This is a genomic window from Rhodobacter sp. 4.3.4 (genome assembly GCF_058724655.1).
This window is the reverse complement of sequence record NZ_CM178967.1, coordinates 1912952-1929070: the sequence shown is the minus strand read 5'-3', so window position 1 is coordinate 1929070 and position 16119 is coordinate 1912952. Positions and strand designations below refer to the sequence as shown.

Here is a 16119-nt window from a genome sequence, read left to right as displayed (position 1 = left end):
CCCCTGCCTTCAGGCCTTGACGATCCAGCCGCCGCCAAAGATCCGGCTGCCTTCGGTTTCGTAAAAGACGCAGGCCTGACCCGGGCTGACGCCTTCCTCGGGTTCGATCAGCTCGACCTCGGCGGTGTTGGCCGAGAGCGGCCGCACGATCGCCGGACGCGGCGCCCGGGTCGAGCGGATGCGCACCGAGACTTCCCAGTCCGGGCGGCTCTCGAAGGGGGCGTCGCCGAGCCAGTTGATTTCGGCCACGCGCAGCAGGCGGGTGGCGAGCGCCTCTTTCGGGCCGACGATCACCCGGCGCGTGTCGGGGTCCAGCTTCACCACGTAAAGCGGATGATCGCCCAAGCCCCCGATGCCAAGGCCGCGGCGCTGCCCGATGGTGTAATGAATCACGCCCTTGTGATGGCCCAGCACCTTCCCCGCAAGATCGACGATCTCGCCCGGATCGGCGGCACCGGGGCGCAGCTTCTCGATGACGCTCGCGTAATTTCCGTTCGGCACGAAGCAGATATCCTGGCTGTCGGGCTTGTCGGCGACAACAAGACCGAATCTGGCGGCGAGTTTGCGGGTCTCTGCCTTTGAGGGCAGGTGGCCCAGCGGGAATCGCAGGAAGGCGAGCTGTTCGGGCGTGGTCGAGAACAGGAAATAGCTCTGATCGCGCATCGGATCGGCGGCGGCGTGCAGCTCGGGCCCGTGGGCGCCCAGCTTGCGCTGGATGTAATGCCCGGTCGCCATGCAATCGGCATCCAGATCGCGGGCGGTTTCCAGCAGATCCTTGAACTTCACCCGTTCGTTGCAGCGGATGCAGGGCACGGGCGTCGCCCCGGCCAGATAGGCATCGGCGAATTCCTCGATCACGGCCTCGCGGAAAGTGTTTTCGTAATCAAGGACATAGTGAGGGAAGTTCATGGCCTCCGCGACGCGCCGGGCATCGTGGATATCCTGCCCCGCACAGCAGGCGCCCTTTTTCGCCAAGGCCGCGCCGTGATCGTAAAGCTGCAACGTCACGCCGATGACATCATAGCCTTCCTGCTTCAGCATCGCGGCCACGACCGAACTGTCGACACCGCCCGACATGGCGACGACCACGCGGGTCTCGGCGGGCGCTTTCGGCAGGCCCAGCGAATTCAGGGGGAGATCTTTCGGCATCGCAACAGTCCTTTAACCAGACCTGCACGAATATAGGAAAATGCTATCTACTCTCAACCCTTGGCTAAACCCAGCGTTAAGGCCCCCGGCGCATTCTGCCCCCATGAAGACGAGGGGGGTGAGCCCATGTACCTGAAAAAAGTGGATGGTCCGCGCGCAGTTACGCTGCCTGACGGGACGATTCTGACCCGGGCCGATCTGCCGCCGAAGGAAACGCGTCGCTGGGTGGCGTCGCGCAAGGCCATCATCGTGCATGCGGTGACGCATGGCCTGATCGGACGTTCGGAAGTACTTGAACGTTACGGATTGTCGGAGGAAGAATTCGATATTTGGGCCGAAGCGGTGAAGAAACACGGCATCGCAGGGCTGAAAGTGACGGCGATTCAAAAGTACCGACAACTTTAGGTTGCAAATAAACAGAATCCTGCGACAGTAACTACGTGTTAACCATTTGGTGCCAGGATCAAACGTGATCGAGGGATTAATGCGGAGAACCCAGGATGCGGATTTTGTTGGTGGAGGACGACCCGACGACCTCTCGCAGCATCGAGCTGATGCTGACCCATGCCAACCTCAACGTCTACTGCACCGACCTTGGTGAAGAAGGCATCGACCTTGCGAAGCTTTACGACTACGACCTGATCCTGCTCGATCTGAACCTTCCCGACATGAACGGGCTCGAGGTGCTGCGACAGCTGCGATTGGCGCGGGTCGACACGCCGATTCTGATCCTGACCGGTGCCGATGACACCGAGAACAAGATCAAGGGCTTCGGCTTCGGCGCGGATGATTACATGACGAAGCCCTTCCATCGCGAAGAGCTGGTGGCCCGGATCCATGCGATCATCCGCCGCTCGAAGGGGCATTCGCAGTCGATCATCCGCACCGGCAAGATCTCGGTCAACCTCGACGCCAAGACGGTGGAAGTGGGCGGCAAGCCGGTGCATCTGACCGGCAAGGAATACCAGATGCTGGAGCTGCTCAGCCTGCGCAAGGGCACGACGCTGACCAAGGAGATGTTCCTCAATCATCTTTACGGCGGCATGGACGAGCCCGAGTTGAAGATCATCGATGTCTTCATCTGCAAGCTGCGCAAGAAGCTGGCCGAAGTGACGGGTGGCGAGAACTATATCGAGACCGTCTGGGGTCGGGGCTATGTGCTGCGGGACCCTGATCAGGGCGACCTCGACCGCCGCATGGTCGTTGGCGCCTGAGTCTCCGCTTCTCTCTGGACGCTCCTTGCGGCTGCCCCTAAATGGGACAGCTGGAGGAAAGTCATGACGAATGCAGCACCGTTTTCGGACCTGGACAGCCTGACCCCTGCCGAAGCAGGGGCGGAAGTGTCGGCGCTTGTTGCGCAGATCGAAGCGGCGAATCATGCCTATCACACCCTTGATGCGCCCGAGATTTCGGATGCCGATTATGATGCGCTGAAGCGGCGTCTGGCGGCGCTTGAAGCGCGCTTTCCCGATCTGGCACGGGCGGACAGTCCGACGACAAAGATTGGCGCTGCCGTGGCCGAAGGATTTGCCAAGGTCGCGCATGAAATTCGCATGCTCAGTCTGGAAAACGCCTTTCTGGATACGGATGTGGCGGATTTCGACGGGCGGATGCGCAGCTATCTCGGGCTTGGCCCCGAGGTCGCCTTGCCCTGCACCGCGGAACCGAAGATCGACGGTCTGTCGCTTTCCCTGCGCTATGAAAACGGGCTGCTGGTGCAGGCCGCGACCCGCGGCGATGGCGCGCTGGGCGAGAATGTCACCGAAAACGCCCGCACCATTGCCGACATTCCGCAGCGCCTGACCGGGGCGCCCGCCGTGCTGGAGGTGCGCGGCGAGGTCTACATGAGCCACGCCGATTTCGCGGCGCTGAATGCGCGGCAGGCAGAGCGGGGCGAGAAGAGCTTCGCCAATCCGCGCAATGCCGCGGCGGGCTCGCTGCGCCAGCTCGACGCCCGGATCACTGCCTCCAGACCGTTGAAATTCTTTGCCTATTCCTGGGGTGTTCTGTCCGAACCGCTTTCTGACACGCAATTTGGCGCGATCGAACGGCTCAAGGCGCTTGGCTTTCAGACCAATCCGCTGACCCGGCTTTGCGCCAATACCGCCGAAATGCTGGCCCAGTATCGCGCGATCGAGGCGCAGCGGGCCACGCTTGGCTATGACATCGACGGCGTCGTCTACAAGCTCAACGATCTTGCGCTGCAGGCGCGGCTCGGCTTTCGCGCGACCACGCCGCGCTGGGCGATTGCGCATAAATTTCCCGCCGAACTGGCCTGGACCCGGCTGGAAAAGATCGAGATTCAGGTCGGCCGCACCGGGGCGCTCTCGCCCGTGGCGCGGCTCGCGCCGGTCACCGTCGGCGGCGTCGTCGTCTCGAATGCGACGCTGCACAACGAGGATTACATCGCCGGGCTCTCCTCGAAGGGCGAGGTGATCCGCGACGGCAAGGACATCCGCGAGGGCGACTGGGTGCAGGTCTACCGCGCCGGTGACGTGATCCCCAAGGTCGCCGATGTTGATCTGTTGCGCCGCGATCCCGCCTCACAACCCTTTGTTTTTCCGCATCTTTGCCCGGAATGCGGCTCCGAGGCCCTGCGCGAGGAAGGCGATGCCGTGCGCCGCTGCACTGGCGGACTGATCTGCCCGGCGCAGGCGGTGGAGAAGCTGAAACATTTCGTCTCGCGCGCCGCTTTCGACATTGAGGGGCTGGGCGCAAAACAGGTCGAGGCCTTTTACAAGGATGGCTGGATCCGCGAACCGGCCGAGATCTTCACCCTGCAGGCGCGCTTCGGCACGGGGCTGCAACAGCTGAAGAACCGCGAGGGCTGGGGCGAGAAATCCGCGCAAAACCTGTTTCAGGCGATTGAAGAGAAACGGAAAATCCCGCTCGCCCGGCTGATTTTCGCGCTGGGTATCCGCCATGTCGGCGAAAGCTCGGCCACGCTTCTGGCGACGCATTATCTGACCTGGGACCGGTTCGAAGCCGCGATGCGCGCCGCCGTGCCCGAGAGCGCCGACTGGCAGGAGCTGCTCAGCATCGATGGCGTCGGCGAGACTTTGGCCGCTTCGGTGACCGCGGCCTTCCATCCCGGCGCCGAACGCGACGCGATCGACCGGCTGGTGGCGCATCTGACCGTCGAGCCCGCCACGCCGCGCGCAACTGACAGCCCGGTGGCCGGTCTGACCGTTGTCTTCACCGGCACGCTCGAACGGATGACGCGGGCCGAGGCGAAAGCGCGCGCCGAGGCGTTGGGCGCCAAGGTCGCGGGCTCGGTTTCGGCCAAGACCGACATTCTGGTGGCCGGTCCGGGCGCCGGGTCGAAGGCGACGAAGGCCGCGGATCTGGGGGTCAGGGTGATCGACGAGGAGGCCTGGCTGCGCCTCATCGGGGCGACATGACCGGGCGGCCGGCCGCGCTTTTCCCGCTTTTCGCCGCGATCGAGACCCTGCCCGGGATCGGGGCGAAGACGGCCAAGGCCTTGGAAAACCTTGGCCTTACCCGGCCGCGCGATGTGCTTTTCACGCTGCCGCAGGCGGTGATCGACCGCCGTCCGGTCAGCTCGATCCGCGAGGTGACACCGCCGCTGACGGTGACGGTCGAGGTCGAGGTGCTGACCCATATGGCGGCGCGCAACCGTGCTGGCCCCGCGCGGGTGCTGGTGCGCGATGGCGCGGGGGCGGAATTCACCCTCGTCTTCTTTCACGCGCGCGGCGATTATCTGGAGAAATTGCTGCCCAAGGGCGGGCGGCGGCTGGTCTCGGGGCGGTTTGAGCTGTTCGACGGCTTTGCGCAGATGGTGCATCCCGATCACGTCCTGCCGCTGGACGAGGTCGGGAAGCTGCCGCGCTTCGAGCCGGTTTATCCGCTGACGGCCGGGGTGACGCAGCGGGTCATGGCGAAGGCCGCCGAGGGGGCGCTGGCGCGGCTGCCCGCGTTGCCGGAATGGATCGATGCCGCGCTGAAGGCCCGCGAGGGCTGGCCCGACTGGGCCGCGGCGCTGCGCGCGGCGCATGCACCGCAGGCGCATGCCGAGACCGCGGCTACCGCCCCCGCGCGCCAGCGTCTCGCCTATGACGAGCTTTTCGCGCATCAGATGACCCTGGCGCTGGCCCGTCGTCAGGCCCGCCATCCGAAGGGGCGAAGCACCGAGGGCACCGGGACCTTGACGGCCAAAGTGCTGAAATCGCTTCCGTTTCAGCCCACCGGCGCGCAGCTGCGCGCCAGTCGCGAGATTGCGGCCGACATGGCGACGCCCAGCCGGATGAACCGGCTCTTGCAAGGCGATGTGGGGGCGGGCAAGACGCTTGTGGCCTTTCTGGCGCTTCTGACCGCGGTTGAGGCGGGCGGGCAGGGCGTCTTGATGGCGCCGACCGAAATTCTGGCGCGGCAACATTTTGAGGGGCTGGGCTCGCTCGCCGCGGCGGCAGGCGTCCGGATGGAGGTTCTGACCGGCCGCGACAAGGGGGCGGAGCGGGCGCGCAAGCTGACGGATCTGCTCGAGGGGCGGATCCAGATTTTGCTGGGCACCCATGCGGTCTTTCAGAAAGACGTTGTTTTTCAGGATCTTCGGCTGGTCATCATCGACGAGCAGCACCGCTTTGGCGTGGCGCAAAGGATGGAGCTGGGCGCCAAGGGCGAGATGGCGGATGTGCTGGTGATGACGGCGACGCCGATCCCGCGTTCGCTGGCGCTGGCGCAATATGGCGACATGGATGTAAGCCTTTTGGACGAAAAACCGCCCGGACGGCAGCCGGTGACGACGGCGCTGATCTCGACGGCGCGGATCGGCGAGGTGGTGGCGCATCTGGCCCGCGCCGTGGCCGAGGGGCGGCAGGCCTATTGGGTCTGCCCGCTGGTCGAGGAAAGCGAACGGGTCGATCTGGCCTCGGCCGAGGAGCGTTTCGCGCATCTGCGCATGGTGCTGGGCGAGGGGGTCGTCGGGCTGGTGCACGGGCAGCTGCCGGCCGCCGAAAAGGACGCCGCGATGGCGGATTTTGTCAGCGGCAAGACCCGGGTTCTGGTGGCGACGACGGTGATCGAGGTGGGGGTGAACGTGCCAAATGCCTCGATCATGGTGATCGAGCGGGCCGAGACCTTTGGTCTGGCGCAGCTGCACCAGCTGCGCGGTCGGGTCGGGCGGGGCGCGGCGAAATCGACCTGCCTGATGCTCTATCAGGCGCCGCTGAGCGAGAGCGGCGAGCGGCGGCTGTCGATCCTGCGCGACAGCGAGGACGGATTTCGCATTGCGGAAGAAGACCTTGCGATGCGGGGCGCGGGCGATGTGATCGGCACGGCGCAATCGGGCCTGCCGCGGTTCCGCATCGCCGATCTGGAGCGGCAGGCCGGGCTGATGGCGCTGGCGCAAAGCGATGCGCGGGCGCTGCTGGCGATGGACCCGGGGCTGGTCAGCCCGCGCGGGCAGGCGGCGCGGATGCTGATGTGGCTCACCGAGCAGGACCGGGCGATCCGGCTGATCGAGGTTGGTTGAATGTTCTTAAAATGTTCTTGACGCATCGGGCGGAACATGAGAACAAAATGGCAACATGAAGGAGACCTGAGATGCAGAACCGTCCGACCCCGTTTTTCGCCCGTGAGACCGCCGAATTGGCGCAGGACATGATCGGGGCGCTCTCGCTTTGCGCCACTTTCCTTGCCGTGCTGTATCTGCCCGGCCTTCTCTGACCGTCACTGCCACGCGCTTTCGCGACCCTGACATCACATCACGGCCGCCTGTCCCCAAGGGCTTTGCCCGGAAAGCGCTTCCTGCGCCGCCATCCCCGGATGGCGGCGTTTTTTACATCCGGTAGGCCAGACGCAGCCCGCCCCAATGCCGCCCGGACACGAAGATCGGCGCCGAGAGATCCTTCATCAGCACGAAAGTGCCGCCGCCCATGTCGCGCCGGTAGATCTGCAACAGGAAGGGCGCGGTCGATTGCCCGGCGCGCAGCCCGACGCGGTCGTTGAAGATGCGCCGGTTGCGGCAGTTCGCAGCGTTCCAGACCGGGTCCGGCCCCTGCGGCTGCGAGAATTTCCGATTGTGCGTCGGCAGATAGCCGTTGCGGTCGACGGCGGCGCAAAACACGATCTCGGGCGAGAGGCTCAGCACCCGTTCCTGCACCGCAGGCAAGACGGCATCGGTGAAGCCGGTGAAGGGCGCCATCACCTGTGCCGGATTGCTGCCCGCGATCGGGCTGTAACGCGCCTCGAAGAGCGTGCCCGCACTGATCCGTCCGGCGGCGATCCCCGCCTCGAACAGCTGCCCCACCTCTTCGGCGGCGGATTTTACCGCCTCGATGAAGGCCGTGTCGGCCAGCGCCCCGCCCAGCTCGACCGCCTCCTGCACGATGGTCTCGCCGGCGATGATCAGGGTCCGGGTCTTCTGTGTCGCCTCATGCACCTCGGTCGAGGTTTGCTGCATGCCATCGGCCATGCGCCGGAACGCCGGGCCAAAGGAGGCGTTGGCGCTGTTCACCTCGGCGGCGCGGGTGGCGATTTCGGTCACCGCGGCGCGGGTCTGCGTCAGCCCGCCGAGCATCCGCCCCAGAGCCGCATCGGTGCCCGTCGCGCCGCTCAGCACCGCATCGGCATCGGTCGAGATCGCCCCCGCCTCCTCATGCAGGGCGCGGATCGAGCCGGTCAGCCCGCCCACGGCCTTGCCGATCCCCTCGGAAGCGGCGGCGGTCTTGCGCGAGAGTTCGTTGATCGCCTCGGCCACGACGGCAAAGCCGCGGCCTGCGTCGCCCGCCCGGGCGGCCTCGATTTTCGCGTTGATCGCCAGGATGTTGACCTGCATCGCCACGGATTTGATGCCGGCATTTTCCGCCTGCACCCGGGTCAGGGTTTCGTTCAGCTCCTCCATCCGCGCGATCGCCGAACGCACCCAGCTGGCGATCGTCTGCGCATGGGCCGAGGTTTCGCGCAGCTGCGCCGCCGTCTCCTCGACCATGCCGAGCGTCGCATCGGCGCTTTGGCCAACGCGCTGCGCGCCATCGAGCACCCGGGCATTCGCGTCCTGCACCGTCTCGGCCGCCGTTTGCGCGCCGCGCAACAGAGAAATCTGGGAATCCGCAAGCTTTTCAAGCGCTTCAAGCGCACCGGCCACCTCGGCGACATCCCGGCCCAGCTCGAGCGCGTCCGTCGCGATGCGGGTAATGCGCCCTTCGGAGCTGGTCGGAAGAGACGAGGAGGCAGCGGGATGGGTCATGCGAGATCCGGATGAGTTTCACCCCACCATCGCATGCGCCCCTTGCGCAAGAGTTAAGGTCCGGTCTCAAACGGCCGACAAAGCCGCCAAAGTCGCTTCTGGCGCGAGCAGAATCGAGGCGTGGCGGTTCGGATAGTCGCGCGCGGCGGTCAGCACCTCGTAGTCTGCGAAGGGCGCGGCGGGCACCGGGCCGCCCTTGAGCATCTCGGCGAGCGTCTCGCACAAAGCCTGCACCTCGGCGCGCGAGCGCCCGATCACCCCGGCGCCGAAAATCGCGGCCGAGGCCTGGCCCAGCGCGCAGGCATGCACGGTCTGCGAAAAGGCGGTGATGCGCGCGTCCTCCAGCCGCAGCGCCACCGAGACGGTCGAGCCGCAAAGCGGCGCCCGTTTCGTGGCCCGCAGCGCCGGATCGGACAGGGGCTCGGTATGCGGGATCGCCGCGGCCAGCGCCAGCACGCGATCGGCATAGAGTTTGAACAGATCGGCATCGCTCATGGCTTTTCCCCGCAGGCTGCGCCGGTTAGATAGACCGGGACACGCAGGGAGGAAAGCATGGGTTTCGATCCGCAGAGCCTGAAATATGATGCCAATGGTCTGATCCCGGCGATCGCGCAGGAGGCGGGCACCGGCGAGGTGCTGATGATGGCCTGGATGAATGCCGAGAGCCTGGCACGGACGCTGGCGACGGGGCAGGTGACCTATTGGAGCCGGTCGCGGCAGGCGTTCTGGGCCAAGGGCGAAAGCTCGGGCCATGTGCAGAAGCTGGTCGAGCTGCGGATCGATTGCGACCGGGATTGTCTTTTGCTGCTGGTCACGCAGGCGGGTCCGGCCTGTCACACCAACCGCCGCTCCTGTTTCTACACCGCGCTGCGCGGTGGCGAAGAGGTCGAGATTCTGACGCCGATGACCGAGTGAGGCGGCGCGTGCCCACCGGGTTTTCCCGGGGGCACGGAGCCGGTCAGATCTTGCGCGGGGCGGTGCGTTTCTGGTCGCACCGCCCGGCGATCGGGCTCAGGCGCATTCGCGGATGCCAAGGTCGATCAGCTGGGCGCCCGACAACATCTGCAGCCTGGCGCTGTAGCGCCCCTGCGCCAGATACCAGTTGCGCAGCGCCGGCGGGTAATGGGCGGCGATGATGCGCGACCAGAACTCGAACTGATCGGGGGCCAGGGCCGCGCCATAGAAGCTGGGCCGATGAAAGCCGAACTGCACGTTGCGGCTGATGCAGCTGCCGGGCAGGCCCAGATACATCGTGCAGGCCGAATAGCAGGCGCCGCGGATCTCGACCGACTGACCGGAATCGGCCATCGCCCGGATCTTGTTGGCGCGCGCCCCGACATCGCCGCCCGGATCGTTGCGCACGATGATCGGCGCGGGCCGCGAATATCCCGCAGGTATCGCCTGCGCCTCGGCCCCGGTCGGCGCGAGCGTCGGCACTGCCGCCTGACCCAGCACCAGAACCGACGACAGGACAAGCGAGGCCAGTCGTCCCGCCTTGCGGCGTACGAAGAATGCAGTCATGAATCACCCCAAGTCTTGTTGCGCCTCAGCGCGACACCCCAGACGCTCCACCAGCGTCGCTGCCAGTAGAGCCGGGGGGGCTTAAAAAAGGCTTATCTTGCGACGGTCAGGCCCCGGGCGAATTGCTAAACTTCTAGGCAGCGGCGAGGTCTGAAGCCCGTTTCGGCTGTCCGAAGTGAAAATGATCGTCAATTTTTGCGATTGCGGACTGTGCATGAATCGCGTCGCATGCTAGAAAGGGACGATTGATATTTTGACATCTCTAGGAGAGACCCCGATGAAATCGTCGCTCGTTCTGGCAACTCTGGGAGTGTTCGCATTGGTCGCTCCTGCTTTCGCTGAAGTGGCCCAGCCGCAAACGCCTCCGGCGGCCACCACGCCGCCCGCGGCCACGCCCGGCACGGTTCTGCCCGGCGGTGCTCTGCCTGTTGGCGCCGCGACCAACATCGTGTTCCTTGCTCCCGCCCTTGCCGGTGCGCTGGGGGTGGCTGCCCTCGCCGGTGGCGGTGGCGGCGGCACGAACTCGACCACCTCGACCACGAACTGATTGCGTCCGGGCCGGACCCGGATCCCGTAATGACAAAGGGCGCCCCAACGGGCGCCCTTTTCCTTTGGCGAAGGTGTCTTACTTCGCCGCGGCGTCGAGCGAGGTCACGATCAGCGAAGGGGTGATCGCATTGACCACATTGCCCCAATGCTGGACCGGCTGCGCGGCCACGAAGATCACGTCATTGGCGTGCAGGTCGAAGCGGGTGGCCAGCAGGATCGCTGCCGCATTGCGCGCGTCCAGATGCCAGGCGGTGATCCCGTCATAGTCGAGCGGATCGGTCGAACCGCGCAGGACATAGATTTCCTTCGGGTTCGACTTGGCGGTTTGCAAGCCGCCGCCGGCATCGTAAAGCGCATCCGCCAGGGTCGCCTTGCGGTCGAAGGGCAGGGGATAGCGGCTTTGCTTGACAAGCTCGCCGGTGAGATAGGCATAGTCGCGGGCCTCGGCGCCAAGTTCCAGCCGGGTGGCAAAATTCTCGCGCGATTCCGCAAGTTGCCCGCGGCGCAGCGCCACCTCGGTCTGCAGGGCTTCCAGGCGTGTCTTCCGTTCGTTCTGCTTGAAGCTCGCCAGTTTGATCTGTTCCTCGAAATAGGCTGCGGCCTTGTCCAGCTCATAGGCGGTATCGACGAACAGGCTGTCGCCCGCGGCCAGCGGCATCTGGCCGATCTCGGGCTTTTCATAGACCGAGGTGAGCGGCACCTGATAAAGCTTGCCTCCGCGATAGATCCGCACCAGCGCAGAGTCGATATCGGCCGATTTCACCCCCCCGACGGCCGCCAGCGCCTCGTCCAGATGCAGCGGCGAGAGCGTCAGCGGCACCACCCCCGGGTTGGCGACATCGCCGCCGATCGAGACCTTCTTCGAATGGAACTCGGCGATCTCGAGCGAGAAGGTCGGGTCGATCTTCTTGTCGAGGAAGCGCTGGAACAGCGTCGCCTCGGCATCGTCGATCGTCTGCCCGGCAATCTGCACCCGGCCGACCGTCGGCACCGAAATCGCGCCGTCATCCTGCACCGTATAGCCCTGACGCGCGGTCTGGGCGGCCAGGATTCCGGTCAGTTGCTCGACCGTCGAGCCTTCCTTGGGCGTGGCAAGCAGCACCACATCCCCCACGCCGATCTGGTAATTCGAGGGCGCAAGCGGCGGCGGCAGGCGGGTTTCCTGATCCAGCGGGCGGCTGACCTGGTCGAAGGCGCCCTTGGGCGGGGCGATCGGTGCCGACATGGCGCCGCCAAGACTCGCGGTCTGATTGAAATAGGCGGGCAGTTGCCTGGGCTGATAGGGGGCGGCATTGGCCACCAGAACCGATTCCGCGGTGATCGGCAGGACCCGCACCTTGCCCTCGGCACTGACGCCCGGACGGACCTTGGAACTGTGATAGGCGACGCCGCATCCGCCGAGCGGCTGGGTGAGCATCGTTGCGGTCAGCAGCACGGTCAGCAGGCGCAAATTCATCTCCGGGTCAAACTGGGTCAGGGGCTTTGCCGGTCACGTCGGAAAAGGGTGACGAACGGCGTTTCCAGAACAGGCCGCCCCGAGCGGTTGCACCCGGGGCGGCCCTTCGTTGCTCTATGCTGCAAACGCGAGATTCGCAATCTTTCCCGCCACCCGCCACCCGCCTCCGGCCTCAGGCACCGGTGCGCAGCAGCACCACCGTGGCGGTGCGCAGGATCAGCGAAAGATCGCCCCGCATCGTCAGCTTCGACCCATAGGTCTCGTCGAACCTCACCCGCGAGGCGAAGGTGGTGTCGTGACGGCTCATGATCTGCCAAAGCCCGGTGACCCCCGGACGCATCCGGTAATAGACCCGGCCGCCGGCCTCGCGGTACATCCGGTCTTGCGACGGCAGGAAGGGGCGCGGCCCGACCAAGCTCATGTCGCCTTTCAAGACATTGATAATCTGGGGCAATTCATCCAGGCTGGTCTTGCGCAACAGCTGGCCCACGCGGGTGATGCGGGGGTCTTTGCGCAGTTTCTGGAACGTGTTCCATTCCGCCGCGACGGCGGGATTGCGGGCGCACATCTCCTCAAGGACGCGCTCGGCATCCGGGACCATGGTGCGGAACTTGTAGCAGGTGAAGACCTTGCCGCCCTTGCCGATGCGGGGCTGACAAAAGAAGGCCGCATGACCATCGGCGCGCACCCAAAGCCACAGCAGCGCGATCACCGGCACCAGCACGGGCAACATCAGAACCGCCAGAGCGAGGTCAAGGACACGTTTGCCGAACCGCGCGTAAATTCCGCGAGGGGGCAGTTCGGACTCTGCGAAGTCATTTTCCCGGGCGCCAAAATCACGCCCATCGGAAGCGATGTCACGGAAGGCCATCATGCACTCCAGGTTCATAATAGGGGTGTTCTCAACGGAGAAAGGTGATCGCACGCGCTCTTTTCAAAGCTTCAGGACATTGACCGCGTTTTGCGCGCCCTCAAACATTAACAATCGAGTAAGGTTTGTGGCGCAACCGTGGCCACTTCGCAATCCAAAAGGTGGGGCGGGGTCGGGGAATTGCTCAAAAGTGTCGCAAAATAAGGTTAAAATTCGCATTTTGCGGCGGCTTCTGTCCGCAACGGCGCTGGACTCTGCGCCGATGCTGGCCGATGCGCAGCTTCGGCGGCTTTACACGCGCAGGATGATTCGGTCAGATTCGCTACGAGGAGGGTGTCGATGCGCTTTACGTTTGGTTCGTTGCGGCGGCTTTGGTCCGGGTCCCGGGGCGGCGCGCGGCAGGGGCCGATGGCGCCGGCGCCTTTTGCACCGCTGCGCCCGGCGCGGCCGGTGCTGGTGATCGGGGATGTTCACGGCTGCCTGACGCTTCTGGAACGGCTGCTGGCGCGGGCCGGGGGGGCGCATCCCGAAGCCGATCTTGTCCTGGTCGGCGATCTGATCGACCGCGGCGAGCACAGCGCCGGGGTGCTGCGTCTGGTCTTCGCGCGCCGCGATGCGCTGACGGTGCTTCTGGGCAATCACGAAGAGATGCTGTTGCGCTTTCTGGACAGGCCCGAGACCGAAGCGGCGCGCTGGTTGCGCAATGGCGGGCTGCAGAGCATGGCCAGTTTCGGGATCGGCCCGATCGGGGCCGCCCCCGAGCCGGAGCAGTGCCGCGCCCTGCGCGACCGTCTGCGCGCCGCGCTTGGTGCCGATCTCGAAGCCTGGCTGCGCAGCTTGCCGCGGCTTTGGCAAAGCGGCAATGTCGTCGTCACCCATGCCGGGGCCGATCCCTGGCTGCCGATCGCGCAGCAATCCGCGCAGGCGCTGACCTGGGGTGCGGCGGATTTCGGCCGCAGGCGGCGCACCGACGGGACATGGATCGTGCATGGCCATGTGATCGTCGAGGCCGGTCGCTGCGCCGACGGGGTGATTTCCGTCGATACCGGCGCGTTTGCGAGCGGTCGGCTGACGGCGGCGCTCATTTCCGAGGGACAATGCGACTTTTTGAGCGAAACCGCCTAGCCTGACCGCGATTATCTGATATGGGTTGCGGCAAGGTTTGCGGTTGCAGAAAGTCACCGCCGGGCCGCGTTGCAGCATATTCCTGAGCGCGTCGGATGGCCCGGCTGATTTGACCTGATCAGGTGGCGACGTTACGGTTTCAATGGAATGCAGATGAACTCCTCTCTCCCCAAAGTGGATCGTCCCGGTGCCGAGGATGATGTGATCGATCTTGGCCAGGTGCTGATGAGCCTGCGCGCGGGCTGGAGAGTGATCGCCGCATCGGTGGGCACGGCGGCTTTTCTCGGGCTGGTCTATGCCTATGGGATCGCGACGCCGATCTATACTGCCAAGGCGACGGTGGTTCTGGATACCCGCAAGCCGCAGGTGGTTGATCTGAAAGGGATGATGGGCAGCCTGACGGGCGAGTCCGACGAGCTGAACACCGAGGTCGAGGTGCTGCGCTCGCGCGGGCTGGCCGAGAAGGTCGTCGCCGAACTCGATCTTCTGTCCGACCCGGAATTCAACAGCGCGCTGCGCTCGCCGTCGCTGAAAGCGCGGATCAAGGGCTGGTTTTCCACCCCCGAGACGCCCGATCCGGTGGCGGTCCGGGCCGGGGTGGTGGATGCGACGCTGAAAGCGCTTTCGGTGCGCAATGTCCCGGCCAGCTATGTGTTCGAGGTCTCCGTCCAGTCCGAGGATGCGCAAAAGGCGGCCCGGATCGCCGATGCCTGGGCGCGGCGCTACATCCTCAATCAGATCGAGGTGAAATTCGAGGCGACCGAACAGGCGACCTCCTGGCTCACCAATCGCGTTGCAGAACTGAAGCGCGAGCTTGAGGCCACCGAGGAAAAGGTGAAGTCCTTCAACGCGGGCACTTCGCTGATTTCGGAAAATTCGCTCTCGGCGATGCAGGTGCAGATCAAGGATCTGCGCGAGCGGATCGAGGATACCCGGGTTTCGGCGGAAACCGCCGCGACGCGGTTTGCCGCGCTGTCGGCCGCCAAAACCCCGGCCGAAAAACTGGCCGCCGCGCAGGACCGGCAGCTGGAGCGGCTGGCCGCGGCGATGGACCCCGAATTCGACACGCTCTACAACCGGATTCTGGCCCGGGCGCAGCTGGACAGCGCCCGCCTTGCCGATCAGCTCGAGGCGCTGCAAAGCACCGAGACCGCGCTGGCCAGCCAGATCTCGCGGCAGGGCGACGACATGATCGCGCTGCAGCAACTGACCCGCGAAGCCGAGGCGAACCGCACCCTTTACGAATATTTCCTCGGCCGTCTCAAGGAGACCTCGGCGCAGCAGGGCATCCAGCAGGCCGACAGCCGGCTGTTGTCGGCCGCCGTCGTCCCGAATGCGCCCACCGCCCCGCGCAAAAGCCTGATCCTGGCGATGTGCGGCCTTCTGGGGCTGATGGCGGGCGTCGGCCTCGTGCTTGTGCGCGAGAGGTTGCAAAAGGGCTTCCGCACCGCGCGGCAGCTCGAAGAAACCACCGGCGTCGTGGTGATGGGGCAGATCCCGATCATTCCGGGGGCCACCCGCACCGAGATTCTCGACTATCTCGCCACCAAGCCGTCTTCGGCGGCGATGGAGGCGGTGCGCAACCTGCGTACCTCGGTGCTGCTCTCGAATATCGACACGCCGCCGCAGGTGATCCTCTCGACCTCCTCGGTGCCGGGCGAGGGCAAGACGACCTGTTCGCTGGCACTGGCGATGAACCTTGTCGGCATCGGCAAATCGGTGCTGCTGATCGAGGGCGATATCCGCCGCAACACCTTGGGCGAATATTTCCCGCAGTTCCAGAACCGGAAAGGGCTGGTGTCGCTTTTGTCCGGCGCCTGCACCCCCGACGAGGCGCTGATCCAGCATCCCGATCTGGGCCTGTCGCTGCTCATGGGCGAAAAGACCCGGATCAACGCCGCCGACCTGTTCATGTCGGATGCCTGGAAAGACTTCCTCGCGCAGATGCGCCAGCGCTTCGACTATATCCTGATCGACACGCCGCCGGTTCTGGTGGTGCCCGATGCCCGCATCATCGCGCAATCGGTTGATGCGGTGATCTTCTCGGTGAAATGGAACGCCACCTCGCAGACGCAGGTGCATGAGGCGCTGCAACTCTTTGACTCGGTCAATCAAAGGGTTACGGGCCTCGTGATGGGGCAGATCGATCAGGCCGAGATGAAGCGCTATGGATACGGCGGGAAATACGGCAGCTATGGCGCCTATTCCGGCTACGGGGCGAAATATTACGTCGATTGATCC

At 65.1% G+C, this 16119-nt stretch carries 15 protein-coding genes; 9 read left to right on the top strand and 6 right to left on the bottom strand.

Annotation, left to right across the window (positions count from 1 at the left end; all coding sequences use genetic code 11):
- Positions 1-9: 9 nt before the first annotated feature.
- Complete coding sequence (mnmA, locus tag AC4PTB_RS09360; RefSeq protein WP_492189708.1) at positions 10-1149, bottom strand: tRNA 2-thiouridine(34) synthase MnmA; 1140 nt, start codon at positions 1147-1149, stop codon at positions 10-12.
- Positions 1150-1275: 126 nt separating this feature from the next.
- Here mnmA and sciP point away from each other — a divergent pair, with 126 nt between their 5' ends.
- From sciP to AC4PTB_RS09335, 5 genes are all read left to right on the top strand, one after another.
- A complete protein-coding gene (sciP, locus tag AC4PTB_RS09355; RefSeq protein WP_013067386.1) occupies positions 1276-1554 on the top strand; it encodes a CtrA inhibitor SciP in 279 nt (92 codons plus the stop codon).
- 95 nt (positions 1555-1649) lie between these two features.
- Positions 1650-2363 (top strand): response regulator transcription factor CtrA, encoded by a 714-nt coding sequence (ctrA, locus tag AC4PTB_RS09350; protein ID WP_013067387.1) that lies wholly within the window; start codon positions 1650-1652, stop codon positions 2361-2363.
- A 63-nt stretch (positions 2364-2426) separates the two neighbouring features.
- The gene (gene ligA / locus AC4PTB_RS09345) at positions 2427-4550 is read left to right on the top strand and encodes an NAD-dependent DNA ligase LigA (protein ID WP_492189707.1); all 2124 of its coding nucleotides are present in this window, start codon (positions 2427-2429) and stop codon (positions 4548-4550) included.
- Positions 4547-6640, top strand: coding sequence for an ATP-dependent DNA helicase RecG (gene recG / locus AC4PTB_RS09340; RefSeq protein ID WP_492189706.1), 2094 nt, complete (start codon positions 4547-4549; stop codon positions 6638-6640). Before ligA ends, recG begins: the two co-directional genes overlap by 4 nt.
- A gap of 71 nt (positions 6641-6711) precedes the next feature.
- On the top strand, positions 6712-6834 hold the full coding sequence (locus AC4PTB_RS09335) for a hypothetical protein (RefSeq protein WP_492189705.1): 123 nt from the start codon (positions 6712-6714) through the stop codon (positions 6832-6834).
- A gap of 112 nt (positions 6835-6946) precedes the next feature.
- Here AC4PTB_RS09335 and AC4PTB_RS09330 read toward each other — a convergent pair whose 3' ends face one another.
- Together AC4PTB_RS09330 and AC4PTB_RS09325 are read right to left on the bottom strand one after the other, a co-directional pair.
- Entirely contained in the window at positions 6947-8356 is a 1410-nt protein-coding gene (locus AC4PTB_RS09330; protein WP_492189704.1) for a methyl-accepting chemotaxis protein, read from the bottom strand.
- 66 nt (positions 8357-8422) lie between these two features.
- A complete protein-coding gene (locus AC4PTB_RS09325; RefSeq protein WP_492189703.1) occupies positions 8423-8851 on the bottom strand; it encodes an iron-sulfur cluster assembly scaffold protein in 429 nt (142 codons plus the stop codon).
- Between the two features lie 57 nt (positions 8852-8908).
- Between AC4PTB_RS09325 and hisI the strand changes: the two genes are divergently transcribed.
- Positions 8909-9271, top strand: a complete 363-nt coding sequence (gene hisI / locus AC4PTB_RS09320) for a phosphoribosyl-AMP cyclohydrolase (RefSeq protein WP_492189702.1) — start codon at positions 8909-8911, stop codon at positions 9269-9271.
- A 96-nt stretch (positions 9272-9367) separates the two neighbouring features.
- On the opposite strand, the gene AC4PTB_RS09315 is transcribed toward hisI, so the two are convergent.
- A complete protein-coding gene (locus tag AC4PTB_RS09315; protein WP_492189701.1) occupies positions 9368-9877 on the bottom strand; it encodes a hypothetical protein in 510 nt (169 codons plus the stop codon).
- A 343-nt stretch (positions 9878-10220) separates the two neighbouring features.
- Between AC4PTB_RS09315 and AC4PTB_RS09310 the strand changes: the two genes are divergently transcribed.
- Positions 10221-10424, top strand: a complete 204-nt coding sequence (locus tag AC4PTB_RS09310) for a hypothetical protein (protein ID WP_492189700.1) — start codon at positions 10221-10223, stop codon at positions 10422-10424.
- 78 nt (positions 10425-10502) lie between these two features.
- Here AC4PTB_RS09310 and AC4PTB_RS09305 read toward each other — a convergent pair whose 3' ends face one another.
- Positions 10503-11882 carry a polysaccharide biosynthesis/export family protein gene (locus AC4PTB_RS09305; RefSeq protein ID WP_492189699.1) on the bottom strand — a complete coding sequence of 460 codons (1380 nt, stop codon included), beginning with the start codon at positions 11880-11882 and terminating at the stop codon, positions 10503-10505.
- Between the two features lie 172 nt (positions 11883-12054).
- The gene (locus tag AC4PTB_RS09300) at positions 12055-12771 is read right to left on the bottom strand and encodes a sugar transferase (protein ID WP_492189698.1); all 717 of its coding nucleotides are present in this window, start codon (positions 12769-12771) and stop codon (positions 12055-12057) included.
- A 390-nt stretch (positions 12772-13161) separates the two neighbouring features.
- On the opposite strand from AC4PTB_RS09300, the gene AC4PTB_RS09295 reads away from it, so the two are divergent.
- Together AC4PTB_RS09295 and AC4PTB_RS09290 are read left to right on the top strand one after the other, a co-directional pair.
- Entirely contained in the window at positions 13162-13878 is a 717-nt protein-coding gene (locus tag AC4PTB_RS09295; protein ID WP_492189697.1) for a metallophosphoesterase, read from the top strand.
- Between the two features lie 153 nt (positions 13879-14031).
- Entirely contained in the window at positions 14032-16116 is a 2085-nt protein-coding gene (locus AC4PTB_RS09290) for a GumC family protein (RefSeq protein WP_492189696.1), read from the top strand.
- Positions 16117-16119: the final 3 nt, after the last annotated feature.

Excerpts from the sequence above, each read along its gene's own strand:
- AC4PTB_RS09305 (WP_492189699.1), bottom strand. The coding sequence starts at position 11,882 with ATGAATTTGCGCCTGCTGACCGTGCTGCTGACCGCAACGATGCTCACC.
- AC4PTB_RS09295 (WP_492189697.1), top strand. The coding sequence starts at position 13,162 with ATGGCGCCGGCGCCTTTTGCACCGCTGCGCCCGGCGCGGCCGGTGCTG.
- recG (WP_492189706.1), top strand. The coding sequence starts at position 4,547 with ATGACCGGGCGGCCGGCCGCGCTTTTCCCGCTTTTCGCCGCGATCGAG.
- sciP (WP_013067386.1), top strand. The coding sequence starts at position 1,276 with ATGTACCTGAAAAAAGTGGATGGTCCGCGCGCAGTTACGCTGCCTGAC.
- ligA (WP_492189707.1), top strand. The coding sequence starts at position 2,427 with ATGACGAATGCAGCACCGTTTTCGGACCTGGACAGCCTGACCCCTGCC.
- AC4PTB_RS09325 (WP_492189703.1), bottom strand. The coding sequence starts at position 8,851 with ATGAGCGATGCCGATCTGTTCAAACTCTATGCCGATCGCGTGCTGGCG.
- AC4PTB_RS09300 (WP_492189698.1), bottom strand. The coding sequence starts at position 12,771 with ATGAACCTGGAGTGCATGATGGCCTTCCGTGACATCGCTTCCGATGGG.
- mnmA (WP_492189708.1), bottom strand. The coding sequence starts at position 1,149 with ATGCCGAAAGATCTCCCCCTGAATTCGCTGGGCCTGCCGAAAGCGCCC.
- hisI (WP_492189702.1), top strand. The coding sequence starts at position 8,909 with ATGGGTTTCGATCCGCAGAGCCTGAAATATGATGCCAATGGTCTGATC.
- AC4PTB_RS09290 (WP_492189696.1), top strand. The coding sequence starts at position 14,032 with ATGAACTCCTCTCTCCCCAAAGTGGATCGTCCCGGTGCCGAGGATGAT.
- AC4PTB_RS09330 (WP_492189704.1), bottom strand. The coding sequence starts at position 8,356 with ATGACCCATCCCGCTGCCTCCTCGTCTCTTCCGACCAGCTCCGAAGGG.
- AC4PTB_RS09335 (WP_492189705.1), top strand. The coding sequence starts at position 6,712 with ATGCAGAACCGTCCGACCCCGTTTTTCGCCCGTGAGACCGCCGAATTG.
- ctrA (WP_013067387.1), top strand. The coding sequence starts at position 1,650 with ATGCGGATTTTGTTGGTGGAGGACGACCCGACGACCTCTCGCAGCATC.
- AC4PTB_RS09315 (WP_492189701.1), bottom strand. The coding sequence starts at position 9,877 with ATGACTGCATTCTTCGTACGCCGCAAGGCGGGACGACTGGCCTCGCTT.